Annotated in this window: 8 protein-coding genes, 1 rRNA gene and 1 pseudogene; 5 read left to right on the top strand and 5 right to left on the bottom strand. The window is 44.4% G+C overall.

Annotation, left to right across the window (positions count from 1 at the left end):
• Window positions 1-50 precede the first annotated feature (50 nt).
• A 5S ribosomal RNA gene (rrf, locus tag Xedl_RS16275) occupies window positions 51-166 on the top strand.
• Window positions 167-223: 57 nt separating this feature from the next.
• On the opposite strand, the pseudogene Xedl_RS16270 reads toward rrf, so the two are convergent.
• Window positions 224-526: pseudogene (locus Xedl_RS16270) on the bottom strand (FCD domain-containing protein); the annotation flags it as partial.
• A gap of 511 nt (window positions 527-1037) precedes the next feature.
• Here Xedl_RS16270 and Xedl_RS16265 point away from each other — a divergent pair.
• The 4 genes from Xedl_RS16265 to Xedl_RS16250 all read left to right on the top strand — a co-directional run bounded on the left by Xedl_RS16265 (window position 1038) and on the right by Xedl_RS16250 (window position 7435).
• Window positions 1038-1817 carry a LamB/YcsF family protein gene (locus tag Xedl_RS16265; RefSeq protein WP_074024831.1) on the top strand — a complete coding sequence of 260 codons (780 nt, stop codon included), beginning with the start codon at window positions 1038-1040 and terminating at the stop codon, window positions 1815-1817.
• Window positions 1818-1844: 27 nt separating this feature from the next.
• On the top strand, window positions 1845-3473 hold the full coding sequence (locus Xedl_RS16260) for a 5-oxoprolinase subunit B/C family protein (RefSeq protein ID WP_074024830.1): 1629 nt from the start codon (window positions 1845-1847) through the stop codon (window positions 3471-3473).
• Complete coding sequence (locus Xedl_RS16255) at window positions 3470-5248, top strand: ATP-binding protein (protein WP_074024829.1); 1779 nt, start codon at window positions 3470-3472, stop codon at window positions 5246-5248. Before Xedl_RS16260 ends, Xedl_RS16255 begins: the two co-directional genes overlap by 4 nt.
• 96 nt (window positions 5249-5344) lie before the next feature.
• Window positions 5345-7435: a TonB-dependent receptor domain-containing protein gene (locus Xedl_RS16250; protein WP_074024828.1), complete on the top strand. Its 2091-nt coding sequence runs from the start codon at window positions 5345-5347 to the stop codon at window positions 7433-7435.
• 79 nt (window positions 7436-7514) lie between these two features.
• Here Xedl_RS16250 and frdD read toward each other — a convergent pair whose 3' ends face one another.
• The 4 genes from frdD to frdA are packed head-to-tail and all read right to left on the bottom strand — an operon-like array spanning window position 7515 to window position 10818.
• Window positions 7515-7868, bottom strand: a complete 354-nt coding sequence (frdD, locus tag Xedl_RS16245; protein WP_074024827.1) for a fumarate reductase subunit FrdD — start codon at window positions 7866-7868, stop codon at window positions 7515-7517.
• A gap of 16 nt (window positions 7869-7884) precedes the next feature.
• Window positions 7885-8280: a fumarate reductase subunit FrdC gene (frdC, locus tag Xedl_RS16240; protein WP_074024826.1), complete on the bottom strand. Its 396-nt coding sequence runs from the start codon at window positions 8278-8280 to the stop codon at window positions 7885-7887.
• A 14-nt stretch (window positions 8281-8294) separates the two neighbouring features.
• The gene (locus Xedl_RS16235) at window positions 8295-9029 is read right to left on the bottom strand and encodes a succinate dehydrogenase/fumarate reductase iron-sulfur subunit (RefSeq protein ID WP_074024825.1); all 735 of its coding nucleotides are present in this window, start codon (window positions 9027-9029) and stop codon (window positions 8295-8297) included.
• A complete protein-coding gene (frdA, locus tag Xedl_RS16230; protein WP_074024824.1) occupies window positions 9022-10818 on the bottom strand; it encodes a fumarate reductase (quinol) flavoprotein subunit in 1797 nt (598 codons plus the stop codon). Before frdA ends, Xedl_RS16235 begins: the two co-directional genes overlap by 8 nt.
• Window positions 10819-11124 lie beyond the last annotated feature (306 nt).

The following is an 11124-nucleotide window of genomic DNA, read 5'->3' as shown; positions in this document are numbered from 1 at the left end:
AAAGTTTCAGAGAGAGAAAACAGCTTGTTCGGGATTGAAAACAGGATTTGTCTGGCGGCAAGAGCGCGGTGGTCCCACCTGACCCCATGCCGAACTCAGTAGTGAAACGCCGTAGCGCCGATGGTAGTGTGGGGTCTCCCCATGTGAGAGTAGGGAACTGCCAGACATTCAATCAGTCAGAGAAGCCATCCGTTACCGGATGGCTTTTTTGCGTTTAATTTTTTTAGGATATTTGGTTCTTTTTACGTATATAAGCAGCCAATATCGCCCTTTCTGATAATTCTAAATAATTTTTCATTGTCTTAGCGGCTTGTTCATTTTTCCCTGAGTTGAGTAGTTCCAGAATATGCGCGTTTTTATCAATATAAGGTGCATACAAAAGCTCAGGATCATTTAAGATACCAAAAGCCAGACGAAGTTCTGCGGAGATATTGTGATAGAAAGCGATCAACCTATCACTATCAGTTAATTCTACAATCGCGGCATGAAAGTGCATATTTTCTGTTCCTACACCAATCCAATCTTGTCTTCAAAACGTATACGAAAGCAAATCTTCACATATTCCCTGAGAACCAGCAAGTTACAACTATTGAACCAAAATAGGGAAATATTATTGTGCTTATTGCATCTAAATTGTGCATTTTGACGATAAACCCAATGAAAAATGTTAATAAAGTGATCCCTATTGGATTTTGAAAATCGATAATACAATTTTGTTTGCTTATTTACTCATCAAATCTTATTTATTGTTCAACAATGAATTTGGATTAATTAAACAATTTTTTTAACAAGACACGGCAAATTTTGTATTAAATCGGCGTTCGTCTTTGATTGCTGCGGTTTCAGGAAGTGGTTATTTATTGGCTATGTTAGTGATTTTGGGGGAGGATTAGCATTCAACGTCGGTAATATTGCGGGAGCAGGATTAGGACTTAATGCTTTGATGGCTGGGTATTGTGGTCTGGTGCGGTGGCCTGTGTGCTGACATGTCTATCGGTTCAATCTTTGAGTTTTGCCATCAGCTTAGGGAAATCATCATGATAAAAACGATCGATTTAAATAGTGATCTCGGTGAAAGTTTTGGTCAATGGCGCATGGGAAACGATGAAGAAATATTGGGGATCGTTAGTAGCGCTAACGTTGCTTGTGGTTTTCATGCGGGTGATCCGGTTGGAATTTTGCAAACATTGAAATTTGCGCAGGAAAATGATGTAGCGATAGGTGCCCATGTTTCTTATCCCGATTTAGCGGGCTTTGGGCGACGTAACATGGATATAGCCAGTCATGAACTGACCGCTGATGTTATTTACCAAATTGGAGCCTTACAAGGATTAGCGGCGGCAGCGGGCACCAAAGTGAGTTATGTCAAACCTCATGGTGCACTTTATAACACGATCGTAAATAACGAATATCAGGCAATTGCTGTTATTGAAGGAATTCTGGCGATAGATCCCAACCTTGCATTGGTTGGTTTGGCGGGATCAAACATACTCAAATTGGCTCAGGAAAGAGGATTGAGAACCATAGCAGAAGCGTTTGCTGATCGTGCTTATACCTCACAAGGGGAATTAGTTTCCCGTCGTGAAACGGGTTCTGTGTTGCATGATGCGGATCTCGTTGCTCAACGCATGTTGCAATTGGTGACAGAAGGGGGCATTGAATCAATTGATGGCAAATTTACCCCTATTCAGGCGGATTCAATTTGTGTGCATGGTGACACTCCTGGTGCGGTAGAGATGGCAAAACAGGTAAAAACAGTTTTGCAGCAGGCGGGAATTACCATTCGGCCATTTATTCATAAGTATGGATCGCATTGATATGGTTAGTCATTTGGGGAGATAGCCTTGCGTTTTTTACCTGTTAATAACAATACCATAATGGTTGAATTGAGTGGATTAGCAGAAACATTGGCTCTGCTTGATTCACTGAATATGTCACCTATTTTGGGGATTGAAGAAATTATTCCAGCGGCGAGAACGCTGATGATTCGTTTTCGGCCGACAAAAATCTCAAGCCAACAATTGGCGGCAGAGATCAGTAGTCGAGATTTGCAGGAACGCGGTCATGCAAGGGGAAAAAGAATAGAGATTCCTGTGCATTACAATGGTGATGATCTTGCGCTGGTTGCGGAAATATTGGGATGTACAGTTCAGGAAGTTATTCAGCAACATAGCGAAAATGAATATACCGTGGCCTTCACTGGATTTGCTCCTGGGTTTGCCTATATGGTATCGAATACCTCGCAATGGAATATCCCTCGTCGCAAAATCCCCAGAACACGTATTCCGGTGGGAGCCGTTGCCTTAGCAGGGGAGTTTAGCAGCATTTATCCGCAGGCGAGTCCCGGAGGATGGCAGATTATCGGTATTACGACTGAACGTATGTGGGATCTCTCCCGTCCATCACCGGCCTTATTGCAACCAGGTTATCGTGTTAACTTTCGAGATGCTGGGCACAGCCCCGCTACAATCAGCTTACCTGAAACTGATGCGCCTGAAATTAGCTTGCCTGAAACGTCAGACAATAACATGACACTTACTTCAGCGGCTTCTTGTCATCTGGAAATTTTGTCCGTGGGATTACAAACCTTATTTCAAGATTTGGGGCGTACTGGTCAGGCAACATGGGGGATTTCAGCATCTGGGGCAATGGATAAGAGTGCCTTGCGTAGTGCAAACCGCATTGTTGGTAATTCCTCTGATCGGGCTTGTCTGGAAATCGTGCAGGGCGGATTTAAGGCGATTGCGCATGGGCAGATGCTGATTGCAATGACGGGAGCGCCATGTCCAATAGAAATCAAAACGTCGTCGGGTGAAATATTCCATGTGAATGCTTACCAATCGATCGATCTCAATGATGGTGACGAAATTTCATTAGGTACTCCTGTCGCGGGTATGCGTTCTTATTTATCGGCACGTGGAGGTTTCACTATCCCTGCCATCTTATCCAGCCATTCATTTGACACTCTGTCTAATATTGGACCTGCTCCGTTAAAAATAAACGATAAATTATCCGTTGGTAAAACCTCTCACTGCGCAGCGCTATCTGTCTCCGAAACTCCGGCTTTTGACATGCCAAATAAAGAGGAAATTGTGGTATTGGATATCATATTTGGCCCTCGGACAGATTGGTTTACGCAAGAATCCATCGACTTATTGAGCAAACAAATTTGGCAGGTAACACCTCAATCCAATCGAATTGGTTTGAGACTAAATGGTGAGTGCTCACTATCGCGCATTAAGTTACAAGAACTACCTAGCGAAGGAACATGTGCAGGCGCGATACAAATTCCTGCTAGTGGGCAGCCGGTACTCTTTTTAGCTGACCATCCATTGACCGGAGGGTATCCGGTTATCGCCTCAGTCGCCGATTATCATCTCGATCTTGCTGGCCAGATCCCGATTAATGCCAAAATTCGGTTCAACCCCATCAGCCAATTCCATGAAATTCAAGGGAGTAATGATTTGCCATGAACACCACTGTGCACAATGTAAATAACAATATTAATAAGAAAGTGCTGATTGCCAACCGTGGAGAGATTGCTGTTCGGATCATTCGAGCTTGCCGCGATTATGGCGTACAGACGGTTGCCGTTTATGCAGATGTCGATATCAACGCACAACACGTTCAATTGGCTGATGAGGCTTATGCTTTGGGAGGTAATAGCCCTACAGAAACTTATCTCAATATCCCTCGTTTGCTGGATGTAGCAAAGCGATCTGGAGCGACGATGGTGCATCCAGGTTACGGTTTTTTGTCTGAGCGAGCGGAATTTGCTCAGGCCGTGATTGATGCTGGCCTAACTTGGATTGGTCCTAACCCTAAAACTATTGATGAGCTGGGAGATAAGGTTAAGGCGCGCAAAATAGCCCAGAAAGTGGGAGCACCGTTGGTTGTTGGAACATCCGAACCCGTCAGAAACGCACAGGAAGTTGTGGCTTTTGCGGAACAGCATGGCTTGCCGATTGCCATCAAAGCGGCTTTTGGCGGTGGTGGCCGAGGCTTAAAAGTGGCCTGGCGCATGGATGAAGTTGTGGAGCTTTATCACTCAGCGGTACGTGAGGCGACAGCGGCATTTGGCCGTGGCGAATGTTTTATTGAGCAATTTTTGGATAAACCGCGTCACATTGAGGCACAAGTGATTGCGGATAAACAGGGTAATGTTGTGGTACTTGGCACCCGTGACTGCTCTTTGCAACGTCGTAACCAAAAATTGGTAGAAGAAGCGCCTGCGCCCTTTTTAACTCAGAAACAAAGGGAACGTATTCATCAGTCAGCAAAAGCCATTTGTGCAGAAGCCAATTATGTGGGAGCAGGCACAGTAGAGTTTTTACTGAGTGCAGATGGCACACTCTCTTTCTTGGAAGTAAATACTCGCTTACAAGTGGAACATCCTGTGACAGAAGAGACGACGGGCATTGATTTGGTTATCGAACAGTTGCGGGTAGCGGAGGGTTATCCATTAAGTATTCAGGAAACACCTATCCCAAGGGGGCATGCGTTTGAATTTCGTATTAATGCGGAAGATGCGGCTAAAGGTTTCCTGCCAACATCTGGCACAATCACCGAATTTATCGCACCTGCTGGTCCTGGTATTCGTTTGGACTCCGGTGTGGTTAATGGCTCCACAATTCCGGCAGCCTTTGATTCACTAATGGCAAAATTAATTGTCACCGGAGCGACCAGAGAACAGGCCATTGTTCGGGCACGTCGGGCATTGAAAGAGTTTAAGATCCGAGGCGTATCCTCTGTCTTGCCTTTCCATCAAGCGGTAATGAATCATCCTGATTTTATTTCTGGTGATAAATTTAATGTCCATACCCGCTGGATTGAAACAGATTTTGTGAATGAACTAGAAGTTTCTTTACGCCAGTTTCCTATTGAAGATAACAAGATGACTCGCACGTTTATTGAGATCGATGGCCGCAGGCATGAATTGGGATTGCCATCGGATTTATTGGCGGGATTGGCGCATTTAGCCCCTGTGGGTGAACAGCAATCTTCACCATCTGCCATAAAGGAAAAACGGCCAGAAGATCCCCGTCAGGTAAAAGCCCCTATTTCCGGTGTCCTGCATTGTTGGATGGTTAAAGAAGGTGAGCAAGTCAGCGAAGGTGATGTGATTGCAGTGATGGAAGCCATGAAAATGGAGGTACACATCAATGCCCATCGTTCAGGAAAAATCACGTTCTGTGCCCATGCAGGGGATTATCAGGATGCAGAAAGTGCCTTGGCTAACATAGAATAGTAATGAATTACCTCATGCTCGTCTTTAAAGTTATTTACATTTCTCTTGGAAATGTAAATAATAATGCTTCTCAATAGTATTTTTGCTTGAAAATAAATGTCTAAAATTACCAAAATTTACGCTAGCCTGGCGAAAAGTGGCCTGTGTGTTCCTTTGATGTCCGCATCTATGCTGACAGTCGCTATCTCTACCAACGCATTTGCAAATGTTGAAAGCTCGACTAAAAAATCGGCTAACACTGGTGATACACTGGTTGTTATTGCGGATAATAATGCTCAATCTTCGCCAGAAGATAGAAAAGTCAGTCGTAATGAAATCAGGGTTAAACAAGCACAAAGTGTCGGTGAGATTTTAAAAAATGTACCGGGTGTACAAGCCGGTCACCCCAGCGCTTTAGGGCAACGCTTCAAAATTCGTGGCATGGATGATCAATTCATCAACGTGACGATTGATGGCGCAAGGCAAGAAGGATATCACTTCCACCATTCAGGAAATTACGGCATCGATCCTGAAATGCTAAAGCAAGTTGATATCAAAGTCGGTAGTAACAGTATTACCTACGACACTGGTGCTATTGGTGGTGCATTAAAATTTGAGACCGTTGATGCAGGCGATTTGCTGGAACCAGGCCAATTATTTGGCGCTAAAGGAAAATTAAACTACTCCAGCAATGGTTCTGAATTCCAACAATCCTTAGCGGCCTATGGTCGATTGGGTGCTGCTGATTTATTAGGTTATTTTACCCATCGCAATATGCATGATTCTGAATCTGGCAGAGATAATCGTGGTCGAGACTCAATTCCGACCGATGGAAGATTATTCAATTACTTATTAAAAGCGAAATTTAATCTGACAGATGAGCAGTATATTAATGTATCAAAAGAACATTATAAAAATGATGCAGAAACTAATTTTAGGTTAAATTTTGGTCAGGGTGTAAATAAAGGAAAGAAAGCGAAGTATGCTATCGATCGCGATACCCATAATATCACTTATGGGTATGCGCCAGTCGATAATGACTTTATTGATTTAAAATTATCCGCTTATCATACTGAACAAACCTCTACCCATATGAAGCCTGCAAACGGTAAAGGTCAAGGATTCAATAGTATTGTTGAAACCCAAGGTATTAAGGTTCGTAATACCTCTAGTTTTGATACCCAGAAGTTAGCCCACGCTTTAACCTATGGATATGAATATTTTGATACCAGAATGAGATACACAGATGTCGATGAAAATGCTTATAAAAAAGAAATTGAAAAAGCAAACTCATCATCCGTTTACTTAGAGGATGATATCCAGCTTGCTGATTTTCATGTCATACCGGGTATCAGATGGGATCACTATAAATATCATACGATTAATAAACAGAATGAATCGTTTGAGAGAACTTATGCTCGCTTCTCAAAAGCACTCGGTTTGAAATACGAGCTTGGGGCATCCACAACATTATTTGCCAATTATACCGAACTCTTTAGAGGTCCATTGGGCAAAGAGCTGATGGGGATATCTAATCATAGCAATAACCTGAAAGCCACAACCGGTTACAACCTGGAAACAGGATTAGCAGGTACTTATCCTAGTGTCTTTGCTGACAATGACTCGCTGGTTGTATCAGGTAAAGTATTCCAAACAAACTTTAAAAACCTGTCTACAACTTTAGCCAAAAATGAATTACATAATATCCCGAAAGCCAGACTGCAAGGGTTTGAATTAGCGACTGGCTATAAATTGGATAATTTATCTTTAAAAGCCACTTATGCCAAAGTCAATAACAAGATTATTGAAGGTAATGAGTTGCTTGATAAATCCTTTACCAGAGGGTTAGAGTTTGAACCGTCAGTGGGTGATTCTATCACTGTAGGTGGTAGTTATCTGTTTGATAAAACAGATATTGAACTCGGCTGGAATACCCGCTTTGTTCTGTCAAAGAACTCAAAGGGTAAAGACACAAATGATAAGAAAGAAGCCATTATTGTCGATATACATAAACAGGGATATGGTGTAAGTAATATGTATGTCTCTTGGGCGCCAAAAACCGGAGCATTCAAAAATACCGAACTCCAGTTTGGTATTGATAATGTCTTCGACAAACGTCACAACGAACATTCTTACTATTTGAAGAGTTACCAAGGACAAGAAGAGAAAGGCCGCACATATAAAGCGACAATTTCTTATAAGTTCTAATCAACATATCTTAAAGGTTTCAAATACCTTTCGTAACAAGTCTGCGGTTTATCCGCAGACTTTTTCCAGAATAGCGTAATTACAGGGTAAAAACCCCAATCAGAGCAATAACAGTTAAAATCGCGGCTGCCCCATAAAATACCCATTTACTGGCGGGAATATGGACTTGCAGATCGTGCATACCATGATGCAGGCGATGTAAACCACACCATAAAGGCAGGCTAATCATCAGCAGTAAAAAGATGCGGCCAATAAAACTCTGGCAAAATGTCAGGATACGTTCATAAGAAAGTGCTTCTGGGGCTAACCCTAGTGGCAGTAAGATCCCCAATAGCAGAATAATTGCTGGCCCAACAATCGCGCTCCACATACCACCGGCACCAAACAGACCCCAGAAAATCGGTTCATCGGAACGTTTAGGGACTTGATTCATCAGATCCTCCTTCGGGTTAGAAAAACAGTGCTATGTCGAGAATGACGGCGGTGGCAATAATCGTGATTGCCCATAGCAGCTTGATAATCGGCCCTGGTGACATTTTCTCATTCTTGACGATGATATTCAGTGCCTTGGGAGCCAGCTCAAACCAGGTTTTGGTATGCAGTAATGTAGCCAGCAAAGTGATGATATTAATCAGCAGCACCAGCGGGTTTTGCAGAAAAGAGACAAATCCCGCCCAGCTTTCAGGGTCACTTTTCAGGGCAAACAGACCGTAAAGTATCAAAATACTGAACCAAATGGTGGGAATAGCGGTTCCTTCACGCAACATATAGAAGCGATAAAAACCCAGTTTACGCCACCAATGAGATTCCATACCGCGCACATAAGGCTTACGTTTTGTCGTCATTACTCTCTCCTCCCTTATTGTGGTTTCAGCATGGAGATAAGGAAATCCTTGGTGCTTTCTGCCTTGCTCTGCTGAATTGCACCGGCAGGATCAACATGTTTCGGGCACACTTCGGAGCAGTAACCGACAAAAGTACAAGACCAGACGCCATTATCGCTGTTGATTTGTGGCATGCGTTCTTTCTTGCCGTGGTCGCGGTTATCAAGGTTATAGCGATGTGCCAGTGTGACCGCGGCAGGCCCAATGAACTCAGGATTCAGGCCAAATTGGGGGCAGGCGGCATAGCACAGGCCACAGTTGATACAACCGGAAAACTGATGATATTTTGCCATCTGGGCAGGTGTCTGCACATTCGGGCCATCGGCGGGTTTACGATCATTGCCAATAATATAAGGCTTGATAGCTTCCAGGCTCTCAATAAAGTGAGTCATATCCACAACTAAATCCCGCTCAATGGGGAAATTACCGAGTGCTTCGACTTTCATTCCTTGAGCATAATCGCGCAGGAACGTTTTACAGGCCAGTTTCGGTACACGGTTTACCATCATGCCGCAGGAACCACAGATTGCCATGCGGCAAGACCAGCGGTAAGAGAGATCAGGCGCCAGATTGTCCTTGATGTAACCCAATGCATCCAGCAGTGAAGTTTGCTCATCGTAAGGCACTTCATAAGTGACGAAATGGGGTTCACTGTCAATTTCCGGGTTATAGCGCATGACTTCCATTTTCAGATTGTTCATCTCAGCCATTCGCTTGCTCCTTCTGTTTCTGCTCTTGTGCAGCCGCTTCCCCCCCATAGACCCGTTTCGCTGGTTGAGATTTAGTGATCTTCACTTCACTGTATTCCAGACGCGGGGCACCTTCTGGGTTATAGAATGCCAGTGTATGTTTCAGGAAATTCTCATCATCACGTTCGGTACAGCCTTCATCAAGGCGCTGGTGGGCGCCACGGGATTCTTTGCGATGTATGGCGGAATGCGCCATACATTCAGCAACATCTAAACCAAATCCTAATTCAATGGTGTAGAGCAGATCGGTATTGAATACACTGGAACGGTCGCTAATTTCGATATGTTTGAAGCGTTCTTTCAGTTCAGCAATTTTATCGATAGTTTTCTGCATCAGCGCTGGTGTACGATAAATTCCGCAGCCTTCTTCCATTGACGTGCCCAGTTCATCGCGGATTTTCGCCCAGTTTTCGCCGCCTTTCTGATTCAGCAACTTATTGAGTTTATCTTCCACATCACGAGATTGGGCGTCCAATGCGCTATTATTGACGGGTTTCACTTGCTGGATATGTTTGACTGCTTCTTCGCCCGCCAGGCGGCCAAAGACAACTAATTCAGCCAGCGAGTTAGAGCCGAGGCGGTTTGCGCCATGCAGGCCAACGGAAGCGCATTCACCGATGGCGAACAATCCCTTGATGCGCGTTTCACACTGTTGATTCGTTTCGATTCCGCCCATAGTGTAATGTGCAGTTGGACGAACAGGGATGGGTTCTTTGACCGGATCAACACCGACATACGCTTTTGCCAGCTCACAGATAAATGGCAGACGTTCGAGCAGTTTTTTCTCGCCCAAATGACGCAAATCCAGATGCACGACATCACCACGTGAAGTGGCGATGGTGCGGCCTGCCCGCCACTCGTGCCAGAACGCTTGGGAGACTTTGTCACGTGGGCCTAATTCCATATATTTGTTTTCAGGGTGTCCAAGTGGCGTTTCTGGCCCTAAGCCATAATCCTGTAGATAACGATAGCCATCTTTGTTCACCAGAATCCCGCCTTCCCCACGACAGCCTTCGGTCATCAAAATACCGGAACCCGGCAGGCCGGTGGGGTGATATTGCACAAATTCCATATCGCGTAATGGTATGCCGTGACGGAACGCAATACCCATGCCATCCCCTGTGACAATGCCGCCATTGGTATTGTAACGGTATACACGTCCGGCACCGCCAGTCGCCATAATGACCGCATTGGCGCGGATTTGCACTTTCGTTCCTTCCATCATATTTAGTGCAACTAATCCGCGTGCTTGTCCTTCATCCACTAAAATATCGAGGACAAAATGCTCATCAAAGCGCTGGATTTGTGGATACTTGAGTGAAGTCTGGAACAGTGTATGGAGCATATGGAAACCGGTCTTATCGGCGGCAAACCATGTGCGCTCAATTTTCATGCCCCCGAAACGACGGACGTTCACGGAACCGTCATCCTTGCGGCTCCACGGGCAGCCCCACTGTTCCAGTTGGATCATTTCTGTTGGACAATGCTTGACAAAATACTCAACCACATCTTGCTCACACAGCCAGTCACCACCGGATACAGTGTCATTGAAGTGAAAATCATAGGAATCGTGTGATTGAGTGACTGCGGCCGATCCGCCTTCTGCGGCCACCGTATGGCTACGCATAGGGTAAACTTTTGAGAGTAAGGCGATTTTGAGCTGAGGATTAGCTTCAGCAGCAGCGATGGCAGCTCGTAGCCCTGCACCACCGGCTCCGATAATCGCGAGGTCAACATTGAAGGTTTGCACTGCTCTTCTCCATTGTTTGAGTGGGAGTCAATCTACTATTCTTTATATGGTTTAATTATAGCGAAGAGCGCAGGAGGCAAATTTGATATGGATACGGGTTTCGTCGGATTTTGCCTGTAAAACGTGATCTAACGCATGTTTTTGCTTATTTTAATGTTGCATGTTAAAGCCTGTTAATATAGGTCATAAATTCATGCATGTTGTTTATAAATAAGCTTTCAAAATAGTAGATCACTTGGAGGGAACTCAGTCCAATTTTTGCGATCTGATTAATCGCCAAATCAAAAAAAATCCCAAAATGGACTG

Source organism: Xenorhabdus eapokensis (genome assembly GCF_001908105.1).
Note: the sequence above shows the minus strand (reverse complement) of the source record. Positions and strands in the feature narration are given on the sequence as shown.

Excerpts from the sequence above, each read along its gene's own strand:
- Xedl_RS16255 (WP_074024829.1), top strand. The coding sequence starts at position 3,470 with ATGAACACCACTGTGCACAATGTAAATAACAATATTAATAAGAAAGTG.
- frdC (WP_074024826.1), bottom strand. The coding sequence starts at position 8,280 with ATGACGACAAAACGTAAGCCTTATGTGCGCGGTATGGAATCTCATTGG.
- Xedl_RS16265 (WP_074024831.1), top strand. The coding sequence starts at position 1,038 with ATGATAAAAACGATCGATTTAAATAGTGATCTCGGTGAAAGTTTTGGT.
- frdD (WP_074024827.1), bottom strand. The coding sequence starts at position 7,868 with ATGAATCAAGTCCCTAAACGTTCCGATGAACCGATTTTCTGGGGTCTG.
- Xedl_RS16250 (WP_074024828.1), top strand. The coding sequence starts at position 5,345 with ATGTCTAAAATTACCAAAATTTACGCTAGCCTGGCGAAAAGTGGCCTG.
- Xedl_RS16235 (WP_074024825.1), bottom strand. The coding sequence starts at position 9,029 with ATGGCTGAGATGAACAATCTGAAAATGGAAGTCATGCGCTATAACCCG.